At 70.8% G+C, this 17,996-nt stretch carries 19 protein-coding genes; all 19 read left to right on the top strand.

Annotated features, from left to right (window positions below):
- The first annotated feature begins 75 nt into the window (after positions 1-75).
- The 19 genes from ACQ86G_RS12825 (at position 76) to ACQ86G_RS12915 (ending at position 17,991) form a co-directional block, all read left to right on the top strand.
- Positions 76-465, top strand: coding sequence for an archaeosortase/exosortase family protein (locus ACQ86G_RS12825; RefSeq protein WP_431260909.1), 390 nt, complete (start codon positions 76-78; stop codon positions 463-465).
- Positions 390-1,007 (top strand): archaeosortase/exosortase family protein, encoded by a 618-nt coding sequence (locus ACQ86G_RS12830; protein WP_431261395.1) that lies wholly within the window; start codon positions 390-392, stop codon positions 1,005-1,007. Before ACQ86G_RS12825 ends, ACQ86G_RS12830 begins: the two co-directional genes overlap by 76 nt.
- Positions 1,004-1,771, top strand: coding sequence for an exosortase C-terminal domain/associated protein EpsI (locus ACQ86G_RS12835; protein ID WP_431260910.1), 768 nt, complete (start codon positions 1,004-1,006; stop codon positions 1,769-1,771). The genes ACQ86G_RS12830 and ACQ86G_RS12835 overlap by 4 nt, the downstream gene beginning before the upstream one ends.
- 99 nt (positions 1,772-1,870) lie before the next feature.
- The gene (locus ACQ86G_RS12840) at positions 1,871-2,800 is read left to right on the top strand and encodes a hypothetical protein (protein ID WP_431260911.1); all 930 of its coding nucleotides are present in this window, start codon (positions 1,871-1,873) and stop codon (positions 2,798-2,800) included.
- Positions 2,713-3,432 (top strand): O-antigen ligase family protein, encoded by a 720-nt coding sequence (locus ACQ86G_RS12845; RefSeq protein ID WP_431260912.1) that lies wholly within the window; start codon positions 2,713-2,715, stop codon positions 3,430-3,432. The genes ACQ86G_RS12840 and ACQ86G_RS12845 overlap by 88 nt, the downstream gene beginning before the upstream one ends.
- On the top strand, positions 3,429-4,484 hold the full coding sequence (locus ACQ86G_RS12850) for an acyltransferase family protein (RefSeq protein ID WP_431260913.1): 1,056 nt from the start codon (positions 3,429-3,431) through the stop codon (positions 4,482-4,484). The genes ACQ86G_RS12845 and ACQ86G_RS12850 overlap by 4 nt, the downstream gene beginning before the upstream one ends.
- A 1-nt stretch (position 4,485) precedes the next feature.
- The gene (locus ACQ86G_RS12855; protein WP_431260914.1) at positions 4,486-5,139 is read left to right on the top strand and encodes a serine acetyltransferase; all 654 of its coding nucleotides are present in this window, start codon (positions 4,486-4,488) and stop codon (positions 5,137-5,139) included.
- 4 nt (positions 5,140-5,143) lie between these two features.
- Entirely contained in the window at positions 5,144-5,836 is a 693-nt protein-coding gene (locus tag ACQ86G_RS12860) for a hypothetical protein (protein WP_431260915.1), read from the top strand.
- On the top strand, positions 5,761-6,630 hold the full coding sequence (locus tag ACQ86G_RS12865; protein WP_431260916.1) for a hypothetical protein: 870 nt from the start codon (positions 5,761-5,763) through the stop codon (positions 6,628-6,630). The genes ACQ86G_RS12860 and ACQ86G_RS12865 overlap by 76 nt, the downstream gene beginning before the upstream one ends.
- Positions 6,631-6,713: 83 nt before the next feature.
- Positions 6,714-7,982 carry a glycosyltransferase family 4 protein gene (locus ACQ86G_RS12870; protein WP_431261396.1) on the top strand — a complete coding sequence of 423 codons (1,269 nt, stop codon included), beginning with the start codon at positions 6,714-6,716 and terminating at the stop codon, positions 7,980-7,982.
- Positions 7,975-9,195 (top strand): glycosyltransferase family 2 protein, encoded by a 1,221-nt coding sequence (locus ACQ86G_RS12875; protein ID WP_431260917.1) that lies wholly within the window; start codon positions 7,975-7,977, stop codon positions 9,193-9,195. Before ACQ86G_RS12870 ends, ACQ86G_RS12875 begins: the two co-directional genes overlap by 8 nt.
- Positions 9,196-9,199: 4 nt before the next feature.
- On the top strand, positions 9,200-10,057 hold the full coding sequence (locus tag ACQ86G_RS12880) for a WecB/TagA/CpsF family glycosyltransferase (protein ID WP_431260918.1): 858 nt from the start codon (positions 9,200-9,202) through the stop codon (positions 10,055-10,057).
- 134 nt (positions 10,058-10,191) lie between these two features.
- A complete protein-coding gene (locus tag ACQ86G_RS12885) occupies positions 10,192-11,328 on the top strand; it encodes a polysaccharide pyruvyl transferase family protein (protein ID WP_431260919.1) in 1,137 nt (378 codons plus the stop codon).
- A complete protein-coding gene (locus ACQ86G_RS12890) occupies positions 11,328-12,332 on the top strand; it encodes a glycosyltransferase family 2 protein (RefSeq protein ID WP_431260920.1) in 1,005 nt (334 codons plus the stop codon). The genes ACQ86G_RS12885 and ACQ86G_RS12890 overlap by 1 nt, the downstream gene beginning before the upstream one ends.
- A gap of 1 nt (position 12,333) precedes the next feature.
- Positions 12,334-13,851, top strand: coding sequence for a lipopolysaccharide biosynthesis protein (locus tag ACQ86G_RS12895; protein WP_431260921.1), 1,518 nt, complete (start codon positions 12,334-12,336; stop codon positions 13,849-13,851).
- Positions 13,852-13,902: 51 nt separating this feature from the next.
- Positions 13,903-14,463 (top strand): acyltransferase, encoded by a 561-nt coding sequence (locus ACQ86G_RS12900; protein ID WP_431260922.1) that lies wholly within the window; start codon positions 13,903-13,905, stop codon positions 14,461-14,463.
- 31 nt (positions 14,464-14,494) lie between these two features.
- The gene (locus tag ACQ86G_RS12905) at positions 14,495-15,559 is read left to right on the top strand and encodes an acyltransferase family protein (RefSeq protein WP_431260923.1); all 1,065 of its coding nucleotides are present in this window, start codon (positions 14,495-14,497) and stop codon (positions 15,557-15,559) included.
- 226 nt (positions 15,560-15,785) lie between these two features.
- Complete coding sequence (locus tag ACQ86G_RS12910) at positions 15,786-16,898, top strand: glycosyltransferase family 2 protein (RefSeq protein WP_431260924.1); 1,113 nt, start codon at positions 15,786-15,788, stop codon at positions 16,896-16,898.
- Positions 16,899-16,983: 85 nt separating this feature from the next.
- Complete coding sequence (locus tag ACQ86G_RS12915; protein ID WP_431260925.1) at positions 16,984-17,991, top strand: NAD-dependent epimerase; 1,008 nt, start codon at positions 16,984-16,986, stop codon at positions 17,989-17,991.
- Positions 17,992-17,996: the final 5 nt, after the last annotated feature.

The raw sequence follows: 17,996 nt of genomic DNA on the forward strand, positions 1-17,996 counted from the left end.
GCGCGATCCCCGCCGGATCGCGGCGCCGCTGTCTGCCCGTCGCCGACCGTCTTTGCAGGGATCGCAGTGAAAGTCATGGCAAGCAATCTGTTCCTCCGCTCGGGTGACCGCGCAGGCCCCGGGCCGGGCCGCGGTTTCTGGGCGCTCAACCGGCTGGCGCTGCTGGCGCTGGCCGTCGGGCTGGCGCTGCTGTACGTGCCCACCATCATCGATTTCATCCACGGCCCCTGGCGCGGCGACCGCAACTCCCACGGTCCGATCGTGCTGGCGCTGTCGGCCTGGTACTTCTACTTCCAGACCCGCCGCCTGGCCTCGCAGGGGAGACCTTCGTGGTGCGCCCCGCGCCGCTGGCCGGCTGGTCGGTGCTGGTGCTGGGCCTGGCCGCGTACGTGCTGGGGCGCTCCCAGTCGATCGCGCTGCTGGAGCTGGGCTCGCTGCTGCCGGTCCTGCTGGGGCTGGCGCTGATCCTGGCGGGCCCCGCGCTCGCGCGCCGCTACTGGTTCGCGTTCTTCCTGCTGCTGTTCGCGGTGCCGCTGCCGGCGTCCATCGTCGACGTCATCACCCAGCCGATGAAGCTGGCCGCGTCCTGGGGCGCCGAGCACCTGATGTTCGCGCTGGGCTACCCGGTGGCCCGCGCCGGCGTGATCCTGCAGATCGGCCCCTACCAGCTGATGGTGGCCGACGCGTGCGCGGGCCTGAACTCGCTGTTCACGCTCGAGGCGCTGGGCCTGCTCTACATGAACGTGGTGCGCCATGAATCGGTGTTCCGCAACATCGCGCTGGCCGTCCTGATCGTGCCGATCTCCTACTGCTCCAACGTGATCCGCATCCTGATCCTGGCGCTGCTGACCTACCACTTCGGCGACGACGTCGGTCAGGGCTTCATGCACGAGTTCTCCGGCATGGCGCTGTTCCTGACGGCGCTGATGCTGATCGTCGTCGTGGACGGCCTGCTGCGCACCTTCTCGATGCGCTGGGACCGCTGGCGCGGCAAGGAGGTGGCATGAACACGACCCTCACTCCCGGAACTCCCGGAACTCCGACGCCCCCGACGCCGTCCGCGGCGCTGCGCCTGCCCAAGCTGTCCGTCGCCACCTGCCTGGCCGGCGTGGCGCTGATGGCCGTCGCGGCCGGCGGCGCGTGGCTGGCCACGCCGCGCCTGCAGGTGGTGCAGGGCGCGCCCAGCCTGGACGCGACCGTGCCCAAGGCCTTCGGCGACTGGCAGGCGGTCCAGGACTCGACGCCGCAGATCGACGTCTCGCAGGGCGTCGAGACGGTGCAGGAGCAGCCCTACGACCAGACGGTGATGCGCACCTACGTCAACAGCCAGGGCGAGCAGGTGCAGCTGGCACTGGCCTGGGGCGAGCGTCAGCGGCAGGACGTCAAGGTCCATCGGCCCGAGGTCTGCTACCCGGCGCAGGGCTACGCGGTGCGCCGGATCGGCGACGGCACCCCGATCGTCACGGCCGGCCGTGCGGAGCCGGTGCCCACGACGCAGCTGCTGACCGAGGGTCGCGGCGGCGGCGGGTACGAGTCGGTGCGGTACTGGATCCGCATCGGATCGCAGTATGGCGGCGACGGTCTGACCGCGCGCTGGTACATCCTCAACGAGGGCTTCCGCGGCCGCATCCCCGACGGGATGCTGGTGCGCGCGTCGCAGCGGCTGAACCGCGCCGAAGGCGCCGCGCAGTCGCAGGTGGTGATGGAAGGTTTCCTGCGCGAGCTGGTCGCCGCGGTGCCCCCGGGCACGCGGCCGCTGCTGGTGCGCTGAGGCCGGAGCGACGGATGACGGGACGTGACGGGATGACGGCGGCATGAGGAGCGGACTTCGGACGGGATCGGACACGCGCGCGCGCCGGGAGATCGGGCGATGAGCGCGGTCGGACGGATCACGGGCGCCTGGCGCGTCTGGCGCGACGGCCTGGACGGCATGTCGCTGCTGGCGCTGGCCGGGCTGCTGGCGGGCGCGGTCGCGATCGGGCTGATGACGGTGATGGTCGGCGGCATGGCGTCGGACCGCCCCGCGCTGCTGGCGGTGCTGCCGCTGATGCTGGTCACGGCCTTCCTGTTCCTCTACAGCCGCGAGGCCTTCCTGCTGGCGGTGCTGCTGGTGCGCGCCGGCGCCAACCCGATCTTCGAGGAGACCCGGCTCGCCGCCATCGGCGGCCTGGGCGGCCTGCTCAACGCGCTGATCATCGTGCTGGCCGGGATCATCATCGCCCGCGATCCCAAGCGCGTGCCGCGCGTCGCGTGGATGGTGTGGCTGCCCTTCGTGGCGGTGCAGGCGCTGGGGCTGGTGTATTCGCCGGACAAGGTGCAGGCGCTGCGGCTCTATCTGGGCCAGCTGTCGGTCATGGCGCTGTTCCTGGTCAGCTTCTACCTGGTCAAGGAAGAAGCGGATCTGAACAGGTTGCTCAAGTTGGTCACCTGGTCGTCGGTGCCTGTCGCAGTTGTCACGCTGATTTACATCGGCCTGGGCAGGACCGCTGGTAGCGTGGACGGCTTCGAAGTCGCGTCCAACCGGTACGGCGGCCCGTTCCCTCACGCCAACATCCTGGCGTTCTATCTCGTGTTGTCCGTGGGCGTCATCTTCTATCGCTGGAAGAGCGGTCTGGCCGGCCGCGGCCCCTGGCGACCGCGACGGTCGTGCTCTACCTGCTGCTGCTGGTGGGACTGCTGTTCGCGACCAAGACCCGCAGCGCGTGGATCTCCGTGCTGTTCATCTTCGTCGTGTACGGCCTGTTCCGCGAACGGCGATACCTCATCTATCTGGTCATCGGCGGCATGCTCTCCATGCTGATCCCCGAGGTGCGCGAGCGCGTGCTCGGCCTGGCCGAAGGCAACCAGGTGGTGCAGTACGCCAAGCTGAATTCCTTCGCGTGGCGCAAGCTGCTGTGGTCGGACGCGCTGTCGTGGATGGCCACCTCGCGCATGGCCTTCGGCTACGGCGCGGAGTCCTTCGTCTTCCACTCGCAGACCTTCTTCTCGATGGCCGGCGGCCGCAGCTGGGGCGCGCACAGCGCGGTGGTGCAGGTGTTCTTCGAGTACGGCGCGCTGGGCGTCGCCGCCTACGGCTGGATCTTCGTGGCCACCGCCCGCATGCTGCGCGCGCTGCTGCCGGTGCGCGGCCTGCTGGCGCTGATCGCGCTGGCGCTGCTGCTGTCCAACTTCCTGGTCTCGCTGTCGGACAACATGCTGTCCTACCTCATCTACAACTGGTACTTCTGGTTGACGATGGGCGTGGTGTGCGCGCTGGCCTGCCGCATCGCCGGCGCGGCCGATCCGCGCCAGCGCCGGCCGTGGGGCATCCGGCCGAGCAAGTACCGGCCGCGGCAGCCACATGACCGCGTCAGCGAGTTCCCGGCGACCCTGCCGCGCGTCAGCGAGTTCTCGCCCACGCTGCCGTTCAACAGCGCGGAGCAGGGGCGATGAGCACGTCGCCCGACCGCGATCCGGGCGAGGCCCTGGCCGTCGCCGCGGGCCACCGGCCCAGCGAGCGCCAGCCCGCGCTCGACGGCGTGCGCGCGGTGAGCATCCTGGCGGTGCTGTGGACCCACCTGTTCCCGCTGCGCGTGGGCGGGACGCCGCTGAACGAGTCGCTGGGTATCTTCGGCATGGCGCTGTTCTTCATCCTGTCGGGTTACCTGATCACCGGGCAGCTGCTGAAGCGGCCGACGGTGTCCTCCTTCGTCGCGCGGCGGCTGCTGCGCGTGGTGCCGGCCGCGTGGATCTGCCTGGCGGTGGTCTGGGCGTTCCAGCCGGAAAGCCTGGAGACGGCGCTCAGCTACCTGCTCTTCTACGCCAACCTGCCGCCGCAGCGGCTGGTGCCGCCGACCGACCACTTCTGGAGCCTGTGCCTGGAGGTGCAGTTCTACATGCTGTCGGCGCTGCTGCTGTGGCTGCGTCCGCGCGCGATCTGGTGGCTGTTCCCGGCGCTGCTGCTGGCGACCACCGCGCTGCGCGTGAGCCACCAGGTGACCGCGTCCAGCATCACCTGGTTCCGCTGCGACGACCTGCTCGCCGGCGCCTGCCTGGCGCTGCTGATGCACTCGCGCCACTGGGCGGTGGCACGCGACGTGCTTGCGCGTCGCGGCATGGTTCCGCTGTTGCTCGTCGCGCTGCTGGCCTGCAGCTTCCTGCCGCATCCGGGTCTGAACCCGCTGGGCTTCCTGCGGCCGTACGTCGCCGCGGCCTTCGTCGGTTCGCTGCTGGCACAGCCTTCGCACCGGCTGTCGCGCGTGCTCGGCGGCCGCGCGTTCGTCTACGTCGCGACGGTCTCCTACGCGCTCTACATCTGGCACCTGCCGCTGGCGGCGACCTGGCTGGGCAGCGGCGATGTGGCCACCAAGTACTTGAAACGACCGCTGCTGCTGGTCGTGCTGTTCGCGATCGCGCATGTGTCGACCTTCCAGATCGAGCGCCGGTTCAACGAGCTCGCCAAGCGCTTCGGCACCGGTGGCCGCCAACGGCTGAAGGAGGTCTGAGATGACGTCCGCCCGCCATTCCCCGACTGCCGCGCCGCGTGCGCCGCGCAATGCCCGCGAGGACGCCGACTGGCAGGCCGACCTGGCCCGCTGCGGCGGTGCCGCCGCGCTGCGCCGCGAGCAGTCGCTGTGGGCGCTGCGGGTCTACCGTTTCGGCCGGCGCGTCGACGCGATGCCCGAAGGCGGCGCGCGGCGCTGGTACACGCGGTTCTACTGGCTGGCCTTCCGCGCGGTCGAGACCGTCACCGGCATCAGCCTGCCGAAGGAATGCCGCATCGGGCCGGGGCTGCGCATCTGGCATTTCGGCGGCGTGTTCGTGAATCCGGGCACCGTCATCGGCGCGAACTGCACCTTGCGCCAGGGCGTGACGCTGGGCAACCGCGTCGAGGACGGCCCGTGCCCGGTGCTCGAGGACGGCGTCGAGCTCGGCGCCTATGCGCAGGTGCTGGGCGGCGTGCGCCTGGGTGCGGGCTGCAAGGTCGGCGCGATGTCGGTCGTGCTGCGCGACGTGCCCGCGGGCGCGACCGCGGTCGGCAATCCGGCGCGGATCGTCGCGCGTGGGGCGACGCCGCCGTCCGGCGAGTCCGCAGCCACTGCAGCCACTGAAGCGCTCACGTCGTCGGACCTCGCGTCCCCGATGACCATGGAGGAATGACACGATGACCTGGGATCGACGACGCTGGTGCACGGCCGCGGGCTGGAGCCTGACGGCGGGTGCGTTGCCTTCGGCGCTGTGGGCCGCGGGCGAGGGCGGCGATGCCCCCGCTGCCAAGGACGCCAAGGGCAGGCGCACGCCCGACGCCGCCAAGGGTGACCGCTTCGGCACGGTGCTGCGGCCGTTCTCGGCGCAGTCGCCATGGAACAGCCGCCCGGTCGAGCCCACGCTGGACGATTGGGAGATCCCCAAGGCGTCCTACGCGCCGGCGCTGGAATCGGGCAAGTGGTCCACCGGTGTCTTCGTCTGCCAGCCCGACGATCCGCCGATGCGCGTGGTCGGTCTGCCGGGCCAGAAGGGCGTCTGGGATCCGGATGCCGAGACGACGCAGCCCGAGGTCGTGCTGCCGCACTGGCCTGCGAGCGTGAATCCGGCCGAAGGCCTGGACGGCCACGCCGACATCGTCGATGCCGAGGCCGGCATCATCCATTCCTTCTACAAGCTCACCCGCGTCGACGACCAGTGGTGCGCCAAGCAGTACGCCTGGACGCGCCTGGACGGCCGCGGCTGGGGCGATCCGGCCCACTACTTCCAGGGGCGCGCGCGGCCGCGGTGCCGACGATGGGCGGCCTGGTGCGCCGCCATGAACTGGAGGAGGGCGCCGGCCCGATCCGTCACGCGCTGGCGATCTCGCTGACCTTCAACGCGCTGAGCGCGGACCCGGGGTATGTGTTCCCCGCGACCTCGGCGGACGCCGGGCTCAACAACAACAACGGCCGCATCCCCGAAGGGGCGCTGCTGATGCTTCCGCCGGACTTCGACGTCTCCAAGGTCGACGACGCGCGGCTGCGCCGCATCGCCGAGGCGCTGAAGGTCTACGGCGGCTACGTCGTCGACCGCAACGTGGGCACGCCCTTCGTCGTGTACTGCGAGATCGGCAGCAACGCCAAGCTGCACACCGCCAAGCTGTGGAACAGCCGCGCCGCCAGCGACCTGGAGCGCATGCGCCTGGCGCTGCGCCGCGTCAGCTCGGCCAAGGGCTGGCTGGACGGCCACGGCAAGCCGGTCGAGCTGCGCCAGCCGATGAACCTGCTGTCGATGCGCGGCGCCTGGCGCTCCGAGCGCGACGACGCGCAGGCGCGTTTCGAGACCTGGCCGCAGGCCGTCGTGCTGAAGGACGCCAAGGCGGGCCAGGCCGTCATCAACAACTCGGGCCGCCACATCACCGCGGTCACCTGGGCCAAGCCGCAACCGGGACAGAAGCTGACGTTGACCGCGCGCACCGGCAACGGCGCGACGCTGCGCCTGCAGGTGCGCGGCGGCGATCCGGGCGCCAAGGGCGGCGTCGCTTTCGACAGCGGCGACCTGGCGGACGGCAAGTCGGTCACCTTCGAGTGGCCGGAGAAATTCGCGGGCACGCGCCTGGTGGTGCGTGCCACGGCGTCGGGCGATTGCTGGGCCCGCGGCGACCTGCTGCCGGCCTCGACCTGACCCATCCGCGCTGAATCCTGGAGGAACGATTGATCACGAAGCCGTTGGATGACCCCGCCCGTCAAGGCCAGCCCCCGGTCGGCGTGCGCCCGCGCATCGCCTACCTGGTGAACCATTACCCCAAGGTCAGCCATACCTTCATCCGCCGCGAGATCCTCGCGGTCGAGCAGCAGGGCCTGGACGTGCTGCGCCTGGCCATCCGCGGCTGGGACGACGACGCGCCCGATCCGGTCGACCAGGCCGAGAAGGCCCGCACGCACTACCTGCTGAAGGACGGCTCGCTGGGCCTGCTGAAGGCGACGCTGGCGCAGGCGACGCGCGCGCCGGGGCGGTTCTTCTCCGCGCTCAAGCTGGCGCTGCGCATGAGCCGCCGGGCCGACCGGCCCTGGCCCTTCCACCTGGTCTACCTGATGGAAGCCTGCGCCGCGATGCCGGTGCTGCGCGCCGCCCGGATCGAGCACCTGCACATCCATTTCGGCACCAATCCGGCGGAGGTCGGCATGCTGATCGAGGCGCTGGGCGGTCCCGGCTACAGCATGACGGTGCACGGCCCGGAGGAATTCGACCGACCGGACTTCCTGCACCTGGGCGCCAAGATCCGGGGCGCGCGGTTCGTCGCCGCGATCACCTCGTTCTGCCGCAGCCAGCTGTCGCGCTGGGTCGCGTACACCGAGTGGCCCAAGCTGCGCATCGTCCATTGCGGGCTGGATCCCGAATTCCATGCGGTCGAGGCACCGCCGCCGCAAGGCAGGCGCCTGATCTGCATCGGCCGCATGACCGAGCAGAAGGGCCACCTGCTGCTGATCGAGGCCGCCGCGCAGGTCGCGCGCGAGGTGCCCGACTTCGAACTGGTGCTGGCCGGCGACGGCGAACTGCGCAAGACCATCGAAGACCGCATCAGGCAGCTCGGCCTGCAGCGCAACGTGCGCATCACCGGCTGGATCTCGAGCGAGACCGTGCGCCAGGAACTGCTGCAGGCGCGCGCGCTGGTGCTGGCGAGCTTCGCCGAGGGCCTGCCGGTCGTGATCATGGAAGCGATGGCGCTGGGCCGCCCGTGCGTCAGCACCTGCATCGCCGGCATCCCGGAACTGATCCGCGACGGCGAGAACGGCTGGCTGCTGCCCGCCGGCGATCCCGAGGCGCTGGCCAAGGCGATGCTCGCCTGCCTGCGTCTGGACGACGCCGAGGTGGCCCGCGTCGGACAGCGCGCGCGCGCGTCGGCGCTGGAGCGCCACGACGTCGACCGCGAGGCGGCCAAGCTGGTCGCGCTGTTCGAGGAGTACGCTTCTCCGGCGAAGACCTATTCGCCTCATCGCGCCGCCTCCGGCGCGAAGGAGAGTGCGCATGCCTGAGCTGCTGTCCACCGTGTCCGCCGTGGGCTGGACGCTGATGCTCGTCATCAGCCTGCTGGTGCTGACGCCGGCGGCGCTGGTGCTGTGGCAGGTGGTGCTGGCGCTGCAGCCGGACCGCCGCCCGCTGCCCGCGTTCGAGCGGCCGCCGCGCATCGCCATCGTCATGCCGGCGCACAACGAGGGCCGCGGCCTGCGGCCGACGCTGATGCAGGCGCTGGCGCAGCTCGGGCCGTCGGACCGCATCGTCGTCGTGGCCGACAACTGCAGCGACGACACCGCCGCCCAGGCGCGCGAGTTCGACATCACCGTGGTCGAGCGCACCCATGCGACCGAACGCGGCAAGGGTTACGCGCTGGACTTCGGCGTGCGCGCGCTGGAGCGGCTCGCGCTGGAGACCGGCCATGCGCCCGACGTCGTGATCGTGCTGGACGCCGACTGCACGCTCGGCCCGCAGCTGCTGCCGCGCATCGCCGCCGTGGCGCACGCCACCGGCCGGCCGGTGCAGGCGACCTACCTGATGACGGCGGCCAACGACGGCCTGAAGGCGCGTGTCGCGGAGTTCGCGATGCGCGTGAAGAACCTGGTGCGGCCGCGCGGCATGCACCAGGCCGGCCTGCCTTGCGGGCTCTACGGCACCGGCATGGCCTTCCCGTGGCACGTGGCGGTGCAGGCGCCGCTGGCCAGCGGCCATCTGGCCGAGGACATGCAGCTCGGCGTGCGCCTGGCCCAGCTGGGCGCGCCGCCGCTGCTGTGCGAGGACGCACGGGTGACCAGCGTCTTCGCCAACAGCAGCGAGGGCGAAGCCAGCCAGCGCACGCGCTGGGAGCACGGCCATCTGGCGATGCTGGTCGGCGAAGGGCCGAAGCTGCTGTGGCAGTCGATGCGTCCTGGACGCGGCGCGCAGCTGCTGCAGGTGATGGACATGCTGGTTCCGCCGCTGGCGCTGCTCGGCATGCTGCTGATGGGCTGGACCGCCGTCCAACTGCTGCTGGCGCTGGTGCTGGGCTGGACGGCGCCGTTCGTGCTGTCGCTGCTGGGCCTGGTCGCGCTGCTGCTGGCCATCGTGCTGGCGCAGCGACGTTGGGCCGGCGACATCCTGACGCTGGGTGAACTGGCCCGCGCGCCCTTCATCCTGCTGGCCAAGATTCCGCTGTACCTGCGCTTCATCGTCAAGCGCCAGGTCGACTGGGTGAGAACCAAACGAGATGTCTGATCCCATGAGCCCCACGCCCGTCACGCCCGCCACGCCCAGCCCGTCGGCATCGTCCGCCACGTCGACCCCCGCGAGCGCGGCGGGCGCCGCCGCGCTGCCGATCATCCACGTCGACGGACTGCCCTTCGCCGCCACCACGGTGCCGGTGCTGAGCGGCCACATCGTCGACGAGGCCGGTGCGGGCCGCGGCGGCTGGGTGGTGACGCCCAACATCGACATCCTGCGCCGCTGGCGCCAGGAGCCGGCCTTCCGCGCGCTGGTGGCCGACGCCACCGTCTTCACCGCCGACGGCCGCCCCATCGTCTGGGCGAGCCAGTTGCAGGGCACGCCGCTGCCCACCCGGCTCACCGGCTCGGACCTGTTCGTCGAGCTGATGCGCGCTGCCGCCGCGGCGGGCCTGCGCATCGCGCTGATCGGCGGCAACGAGGGCACGGCCGAGGCCGCCGCCGCCCGCCTGATTCCCGAGGCCGTGGCCGCGGGCCGCGTGCGCTGCCTGTGTCCGCCGTTCGGCTTCGAGCAGCAGCCGCAGGAGATGGCGCGGCTGGAAACGCTGCTGTCGGGCTGGCTGCCGCAGATCGTCTTCATCGGGCTGGGTTCGCCCAAGCAGGAGAAGCTGATCGCCAGACTGCGTCCGCTGGCGCCGCGCGCCTGGTACCTGGGCGTGGGCGTGAGCTTCAGCTTCGTGGCTGGCGACGTGAAGCGCGCGCCCGGCTGGATGCAGCGCAGCGGCCTGGAATGGGTGCACCGCCTGACGCAGGAGCCGGGCCGGCTGGCGCGGCGCTACCTGGTCGACGGCATCCCCTTCGCGGCCGGGCTGCTATGGCGGTCGGCCACGCGGCGCGGCCGCCGGCCCGCGGTGTGAGCGCGATCCGCGCCGACCCGCACATCGCCCCCACGCCAACCCCAGCGCCCGCGACGACATCGCGCCCCTTTCCGCCACCGATCCCGTCCCGCCCCCACGGCCTCCGACCTGGTCCCAACTTCTCCGGATTCCGCATGACCGACTTCCTGTTCAACGGCTACTACGGCTACCGCAACACCGGCGACGACGTGTTCTGCGTCGTCGCCGACTGGGGCAGCCGCAAGTACTGGGGCGCCCGCGACCTGGCCTTCGTCGCCACCGAGCTGCCGGTGCTGAGCCGCCCCGCGCAGGCCATCATCCCGACCGAGCGCCGCTACCCCGGCCAGCAGACGCTGTCGCGCACGCTGTCCGGACTGGGCGCGCGGCACATGGTGTATTTCGGCGGCTCGACGCTGCACTCGCCGCAGGAGCTGTGGGTCAACCTGCTGCGCCAGTCGCTGGTGCAGAAGGTCGGCCGCAAGTCGATCGCGGCGGCGGGCGTGTCGGTCGGTCCGTTCAAGTCCACCGACGGCGAGCGCGAGATCCGCAAGCTGATCGGCGAGATGAGCTACATCGCCGTGCGCGACCGCGCCTCGTTCGAGATCGTCCAGGCGATGAACGTCGACACGCCGGTGATCCAGGCCTTCGACCCGGCGCTGCTGATGCTGGACGTGATGAAGGATGCGCCGGCGCCGGTGCTGCCGGAGCGGCCGACGGGCCGGCCGGTGATCGGCGTCAGCGTGTGCAACGTCGAGCGCTATTACGGCAAGGGCAACCTGGAGAACGAGCAGCGCCGCGTGGCCTCGGTGAAGGCGACGGTGAAGGCGCTGGCGGAGGAGGGCTTCGCGCTGCGTTTCTTCGTGTTCAACGGGCATGCGGCCTCCGGTGACGACGCGGTGACCGACGAGGTGATCGCTTCGCTGGACGGTTATCCGCATGTGGAGCGGCTGCCCTACGACGACGATCCCAAGCGGGTCTACGCCGAGCTGCAGCGCTGCGACGCGATCTTCGGCGTGCGGCTGCATGCGTGCATCCTGGCCTACACGGCGGGCGTGCCCTTCATCCTGGTCGAGTACCACCGCAAGTGCGGCGACTTCCTCGACGAGATCGGCTACCGGCCCGAGGGGCGCGTGGGCGATGCGACCGCCGATCCGGTCGAGGCCGCGCGCCGCATCGCGAAGCTGGCCGTCGGCGGCCGTGCGTCGCCGCCGTGGACACGATCGATCCAGGACTCGTGCGAGATGGCGCGCCTGAACTTCACGGCGGCGCCGTACAGCGAGGGCCGTCGCTGATGTCCGTTCCGCGCATTTCCGTCGTCATCCCGCTCTACAACAAGGAAGGCCAGATCGCGCGCGCGCTGGACTCCGTGTTCGCGCAGCGCTTCCAGGACTTCGAGGTCGTCGTCATCGACGACGGCTCCAAGGACCGCGGCCCCGAGATCGTCGCGGCGATCACCGATCCGCGTGTGCGACTCCATCGCCAGGCCAATGCCGGCGTGTCGGTGGCGCGCAACCGCGCCGTCGAACTCGCGCGGGCGGACGTGGTCGCCTTCCTCGACGGCGACGACGCCTGGTACCCCGATCACCTCGAACGCCTGTGGCAGCTGCGCGCGGACTATCCGGGCACGGTCGCGTGGGCGATGAACTACCACGTGGTGGACCTGGCCGGCGGCCTGACGCCCGGCGTGTCGGTCGTGACCGAGCCCCGGCTGGTGCTGACGCCGGAGAACTACTTCCGCATCGCGCGGCACGGCACGCCGGTGTTCTCGTCCGCGGTGGCGGTGGACAAGGCCGCGCTGCAGCGCGTCGGCGGCTTCCCCGCCGGCGTGCGGCTGGGCGAGGACCTGGACACCTGGATCCGGCTGCTGTTCTCGGGTCCGATCGCCTTCGACGCACGGCCCGGCGCCTACTACCACGCGGACGGCGACGACCGCGCGCTGGTGCGCAACCCGCCGCCGGCGCGTTACGTGTTCTTCGACACCGACGAGGCCTGGATGCATGCGCATCCCGAGGCGACCCAGGTGGCGCAGGACATCGAGGCCTTCCACGATTTCTTCCGGCTGGCGCATGCGCATCACCAGATCAAGTGGGGCGACAAGGCCGCGGGCCGCCAGGTGTTGAAGGACTGCCGCTCGCAGGCCTTCGCCGCGGAACGCGACCGGCTGATGCGCATGAGCCTGCTGCCGCAGCCGCTGTACCGCGCGCTGGGACGGGTGCAGGCGACGCTGCGGCGCCGTGCCGATGCGCCGGCACCGTCCGCATCGAAGTCGTCCAACGCGCAAGCGTCGCGGGGCTGACGTGGGGCAGGGGAAACTCGGCGCGAACCTGATCAGCAACGTCGCGTTCTTTGCGCTGAACATCGTCGTCTCGCTGTGGCTGGTGTCCTACCTGGTGCGCCAGCTGGGCGTCGCCGCCTATGGCCTGGTGCCGCTCGCCGTGACGGTGGCGGGCTATTTCAACGTGATCACCGCGGGCCTGAACGCCGCGGTGGGACGGCACCTGACGGTGGCGATGAGCAGCGGCGACCAGCCGCGCGCCAACGGCATCTTCAACTCCTCGCTGTGGGCGTCCGCGCTGGTCGGTCTGCTGATGTGCGTGCTGGGCCTGCCGCTGCTGAGCCACATCGCGCACTGGATCGACGTGCCGGCCGGCTGGGAGCGCGACGCGGGCTGGCTGTTCTTCCTCACGGTCGGCGGACTGGCCGTGACCACGCTGGGCACGCCGTTCCAGTCGGTGGTCTACAGCCGCAACCGCTTCGACCTGCAGAACCTGGGCAACATCCTGGGCCTGGTCGCCCGGGTCGTCGTCGTCGTGGTGCTGTTCCAGCTCACGATGCCCAAGCTCTGGCACGTCGGCGCCAGCGTGCTGTGCGCCGCGCTGGCCACGATCGGCGTGGTGATCGTGGCGTCGCGCCGGCTCGCGCCCACGCTGCGTCCCCGCCTGGACGGCTTCTCCTGGCCGGTGGTGAAGGAACTCGGCGGCACCGGCGGCTGGGTCTTCATCAGCCAGATCGGCACGCTGCTGCTGATCAACATCGACCTGCTGGTGGCCAACAAGGTCGTCGGCGCCGCGGCGGGCGGGCAGTACGCGCTGGTGCTGCAGTGGTCGATGCTGCTGCGCAATTTCGCGCTGGTGGTCTCGGGCGTGTTCGGCCCGACCATCCTCACGCTGCACGCGCAGGGCAAGCTGGACGAGATGATCGACTACGCGCGCGCCTCGGTCCGCCACCTCGGGCTGGTGATGGCGATCCCGATCGGCATCGTCTGCGGCTTCTCGGAATCCATCCTGCATGTCTGGCTCGGCCCCACGTTCTCGCCGCTGTGGCTGGTGATGGTGCTGGCGACCGCGCATCTGGCGCTCAACCTGGCCTACCTGCCGCTGCACAACGTCAGCCTGGCCACCAACCACGTCAAGGTGCCCGGCATCCTGCAGGTGGTGGCCGGCGTGGTGAACCTCGTCCTGGCCATCGCGATGGCCAGGGCCTGGGGCCTGTACGGCATCGCCATCGCGGGCGGGCTGGTGCTGCTGCTGCGCAACCTGGTGTTCACGCCGCTGTACGCCGCGCACATCCTGCAGCGACCCTGGTGGACCTTCGCCCGCGAGGCCCTGCCGATCCTGGGCATGGCGACGCTGGTGTTCCTGGCCTCGCTGGCGGTCTCGCGCCTGGTGGTGCCGGCGTCCTGGCCCGCGCTCGCGCTGACCACCTGCAGCGTCGGCGCCGGTGCGGCGCTGCTGCTGTGGACGGTCTTCCTGCGCCGCGAGGACCGCGACGCGGTGCTGGGCAAGCTGCGTCGCAAGCTGAAGCGGGCGGCTTGAGCCTGCGCGAGGGCGTCGCGGACGACGCCCCGGAATCACGGAGAAAGACACATGGGAAAGATCTCGAGCGTGGTGCGTCGTCTGCTGGGACGGACGACGCCGACGGTGACCTTCAAGTCGCGCGGTGACGGCTGCGGCATCGCCGGGCGCAACGATTTCGTCTTCCCGGAGCGGATCTCGCTCGGCGACCACGTGCACATCGAGGGCGGCGGCTACTTCAACGGCCAGGGTGGCCTGACGATCGGCGACCACGTCATCTTCGCGCCCGGTGTCGCGGTGATGACCTCGATGCATCGCTACAAGGGCGCGACGATGATCCCGTACGACGAGGTCGACCTGTTGCGTCCGGTCACCATCGAACGCTTCGTCTGGGTCGGCATGCGCGCGATGATCCTGCCCGGCGTGACGCTGCGCGAAGGCACCATCGTCGGCGCCGGCGCGGTGGTCACGAAGTCCCATCCGCCGGGCGCGATCCTCGGCGGCAACCCGGCGGTGCAGATCGGCACGCGCGACATGGCCGCCTTCCAGGCGATGGTCGACGGCGGCCGCTTCTACCTGAAGCTCAAGCAGGAGCAGGGCCTGCGCAAGCGCGAGGTCCTGGACCCGCGTTGAGCGGTACAAGGACGTTCAAGGCAGTACGACGATGACGACGGCGCGGCTTTCCTCCTCCGACGCGGCGCGATCCGACTGGGTCGACATCGCCAAGGGCTTCGGCATCCTGCTGGTGGTGTACGGCCACGTCGCGCGCGGGCTGGTCAACGGCGGCGTGGCGATGGACCCGGTGTGGTTCGCCAGGGTGGACTCGGCGATCTACGGCTTCCACATGCCGCTGTTCTTCCTGCTGTCGGGCTGGTTCTTCGTCGGCTCGCTGACGCGGCGCGGCCCGCGCGACTACCTCGCCGGCCGCGTGGCCACCGTCCTCTATCCCTACGTGCTGTGGTCGCTGCTGCAAGGCGGGATCGAGCTGCTGATGTCGCGCTGGACCAGCAAGCCCGTCACGTTGGCGGAGGTGCTCGCGCTCGGCTGGACGCCGCGGGCGCAGTTCTGGTTCCTCTATGCGCTGTTCCTGATGAGCCTGCTCGCCGTCGTGATGTGCTGGCGTCGCCCGAAGGCCGGCGTCGCCGCGCTGACGCTCACCGGCGCGGTGCTCATGGCGCTGCAGCAGCGCGACTGGCCGATGCCCGCCGCGCTGGTGGCCAGCCATCTGCTGTACTTCGCCGCCGGCGCGTGGCTCGGCGCGCGCGGACTCGGCACCGCGGCGGTGACCCGGCTCGCGCTGGCAGGCATGGTCGCGGGCGCCGTCGCCACCGTGACCTTGCTGCCGCTCGGCCTCGGCGAACCCAAGCTGCTGAAGCTCGCGACCGCGACGCTGGGCCTGTCGGCCGTCTGCGCACTGTCCATCGGACTGGCGACGGAAGGCCGCGCCCGCCAGATGGCAGCGCTGGGGCGCGCGTCGATGGCGATCTTCCTCGCGCACATCCTCGTCGCCAGCGGCGTGCGCATCATGCTGATCAAGGGTTTCGGCATCACCGCTGCCTGGCCTCACCTGATCGTCGGCGTCGCCGCCGGCGTGCTGTTGCCCTGGTGGTTCTGGCGCGCCGCGCAGGGGCGCGCCGCGATGGCGCTGTTCGAGCTGTCCGCCGTCTGGCGGCGTCGGCTCGCCGGGACGGGCGCGCCCCGCCGCGATGCCGTCGTGACGCCATCGTGACTGCCGTCGTCCGCGGCACCCCCTGAGGGGTGCCCGCCGAGCCGTCCTTCAGGGACAACGGCGGCATGACGCCGCGTTGGTGCGGCGTTAACCTCTTTGGTGCGTATGGCGTGCAGCCGGCACCAGGCCGGGGCAAATCCAAGCTCCCGCGGCAATAACGTGGAGCGCCGACGTCCTTGCCGGGCTCGCGGGCTCCCGGTCGCGTGTGATCGCCACCGGGACTGCCATGAGCCCCTCGTCCATCCCTGCGCCTGCGTCCGACGACCTGCGTCTGTCCGTCGTCATCCCGCTGTACAACAAGGAAGGGCAGATCGTCCGCGCGCTCGACTCGGTCTGCGCGCAGACCGTGCGAGACATCGAAGTGGTCGTCGTCGATGACGGCTCCACCGACGGCGGCGCGGCGCTGGTCCGGCGATACCGCGATCCGCGCGTGCGCCTGATCCAGCAACCCAACGGCGGGGTGTCCTCGGCCCGCAACCTCGGTGTCGAGTCGGCGCGGGGGCCGGTGGTGGCCTTCCTGGACGCGGATGACGCCTGGTACCCCGACCACCTCGAGCGGCTGTGGCGCCTGCGCCTCGAGTACCCGCGGGCGGTCGGCTGGGCCACCAACTACGAGGTCGTCACCCCGGACGGCCGCCGCACGCTGGGCGTGAGCTCCGAGACCGCGCCGCGCGTCGTGCTGACGCCGGAGAACTACTACCGCATCGCCTTGCAGGGCTCGCCGGTGTGCTCGTCGGCGGTGATGGTGGACAAGGCCGCGCTGGCGGACGTCGGTGGCTTCCCGGTCGGCGTGCGCCTGGGCGAGGACCTGGACACCTGGATCCGCCTGATGTTCACCGGCCCCATCGTCTTCGATCCCAAGCCGGGCGCCTGCTACCACGCCGACGGTGACGACCGGGCGCTCAACCGCCATGCGCCGCCGGCCCGCTACCGCTTCTTCGACACCGACGAGGCCTGGCGCCGCGCGCATCCGGAGGCGGTCCAGGTCGGTGCGGACATGGAGGAATTCCACAACTTCTTCCGCATCTCCCATGCGCACCACCAGATCAAGTACGGCGACAAGTTCGCCGGCCGCCTGGTGCTGAAGCGGATCGAGACCCAGGTCTTCGCCGACGAACGCCGCCGCCTGCTGCGCATGAGCCTGATGCCGCAGGCGCTGTACCAGGGGCTGACGCGCCTCAAGCGTGCGCTGCGCCCGACGCCCGGCGCGGCGGCGCCGGATGCTGCCCGCGCGTCGAGCTCCGACTCGACGCTCGATTCCCCGCTGGGCGCCGGATCGGGCGGGGCCCAGGGAGGAAACGCCGCCTCCGCGAGCCCGCCCACCCGCGTTTACCCCTGACTGAGCGGTGCCGGGGACGCGGCGGCGTCATCCGGCTGGGTGAGAATCGGCGCCTTCGCGTTCGTCTCATCCCCGGGGAGCAGGTTTGAAAGTTCTCGTCACCGGCGCCGCCGGCTTCATCGGCATGCACGTGAGCCAGATCCTGCTGGCCCGCGGCGACCAGGTCGTCGGCCTGGACAACCTCAACGACTACTACGACCCCACGCTCAAGCACGCCCGCCTGGCGCGGCTGAGCGGCAAACCAGGTTTCGAGTTCGTGCAGATGGACGTCGCCGACCGCAGCGGCATCGCCGACCTGTTCGCCAGGCACCAGTTCGACCGCGTCGTGCACCTGGCCGCCCAGGCCGGCGTGCGCTACTCGCTGGTGAACCCGCACGCGTACATCGAATCCAACATCGTCGGCTTCACCAACATCCTCGAAGGCTGCCGGCATTCGGGCGTGAAGCACCTGGCCTACGCGTCCAGCTCCAGCGTCTACGGCGGCAACACGCACATGCCCTTCAGCGAGCACCACGGCGTGGACCACCCGGTCAGCCTGTATGCCGCGACCAAGAAGGCCAACGAGCTGATGGCCCACACCTACAGCCACCTGTTCAACCTGCCGACGACGGGCCTGCGCTTCTTCACCGTGTACGGGCCCTGGGGCCGGCCGGACATGGCGCTGTTCCTGTTCACGAAGGCGATCCTCGCGGGCGAGCCGATCAAGGTCTTCAACCACGGGAAGATGATCCGCGACTTCACCTACATCGACGACATCGCCGAAGGCGTCGTGCGCGTGCTCGACCGCACCGCGACGGCCGATCCGGCCTACGACCCGGTGCAGGCGGATCCGGCGCGCTCCAACGCGCCGTACCGCGTCTTCAACATCGGCAACCACGACCCGATCCCGCTGATGGACTTCATCGGCGCGATCGAGCAGGCCGTGGGCCGCGAGGCGGTCAAGGAGTTCCTCCCGCTGCAGGACGGCGACGTGCCGGCCACCCACGCGGACGTCGAGGAACTGGCCGCGTGGACGGGCTTCCGTCCCGCGATGCCGGTGCCCGAGGGCATCCGCCGCTTCGTCGCGTGGTACCGCGACTACTACAAGGTCTGACCGGC

The organism is Roseateles chitinivorans (assembly GCF_050632145.1).
GTDB classification, from domain to species: domain Bacteria; phylum Pseudomonadota; class Gammaproteobacteria; order Burkholderiales; family Burkholderiaceae_C; genus Roseateles; species Roseateles chitinivorans_B.

What these genes read in the sequence shown, in the direction of transcription:
- ACQ86G_RS12825 (WP_431260909.1), top strand. Translation starts at nt 76, where the DNA reads ATGGCAAGCAATCTGTTCCTCCGCTCGGGTGACCGCGCAGGCCCCGGG.
- ACQ86G_RS12835 (WP_431260910.1), top strand. Translation starts at nt 1,004, where the DNA reads ATGAACACGACCCTCACTCCCGGAACTCCCGGAACTCCGACGCCCCCG.
- ACQ86G_RS12840 (WP_431260911.1), top strand. Translation starts at nt 1,871, where the DNA reads ATGAGCGCGGTCGGACGGATCACGGGCGCCTGGCGCGTCTGGCGCGAC.
- ACQ86G_RS12850 (WP_431260913.1), top strand. Translation starts at nt 3,429, where the DNA reads ATGAGCACGTCGCCCGACCGCGATCCGGGCGAGGCCCTGGCCGTCGCC.
- ACQ86G_RS12855 (WP_431260914.1), top strand. Translation starts at nt 4,486, where the DNA reads ATGACGTCCGCCCGCCATTCCCCGACTGCCGCGCCGCGTGCGCCGCGC.
- ACQ86G_RS12860 (WP_431260915.1), top strand. Translation starts at nt 5,144, where the DNA reads ATGACCTGGGATCGACGACGCTGGTGCACGGCCGCGGGCTGGAGCCTG.
- ACQ86G_RS12865 (WP_431260916.1), top strand. Translation starts at nt 5,761, where the DNA reads ATGGGCGGCCTGGTGCGCCGCCATGAACTGGAGGAGGGCGCCGGCCCG.
- ACQ86G_RS12875 (WP_431260917.1), top strand. Translation starts at nt 7,975, where the DNA reads ATGCCTGAGCTGCTGTCCACCGTGTCCGCCGTGGGCTGGACGCTGATG.
- ACQ86G_RS12880 (WP_431260918.1), top strand. Translation starts at nt 9,200, where the DNA reads ATGAGCCCCACGCCCGTCACGCCCGCCACGCCCAGCCCGTCGGCATCG.
- ACQ86G_RS12885 (WP_431260919.1), top strand. Translation starts at nt 10,192, where the DNA reads ATGACCGACTTCCTGTTCAACGGCTACTACGGCTACCGCAACACCGGC.
- ACQ86G_RS12890 (WP_431260920.1), top strand. Translation starts at nt 11,328, where the DNA reads ATGTCCGTTCCGCGCATTTCCGTCGTCATCCCGCTCTACAACAAGGAA.
- ACQ86G_RS12900 (WP_431260922.1), top strand. Translation starts at nt 13,903, where the DNA reads ATGGGAAAGATCTCGAGCGTGGTGCGTCGTCTGCTGGGACGGACGACG.
- ACQ86G_RS12905 (WP_431260923.1), top strand. Translation starts at nt 14,495, where the DNA reads ATGACGACGGCGCGGCTTTCCTCCTCCGACGCGGCGCGATCCGACTGG.
- ACQ86G_RS12910 (WP_431260924.1), top strand. Translation starts at nt 15,786, where the DNA reads ATGAGCCCCTCGTCCATCCCTGCGCCTGCGTCCGACGACCTGCGTCTG.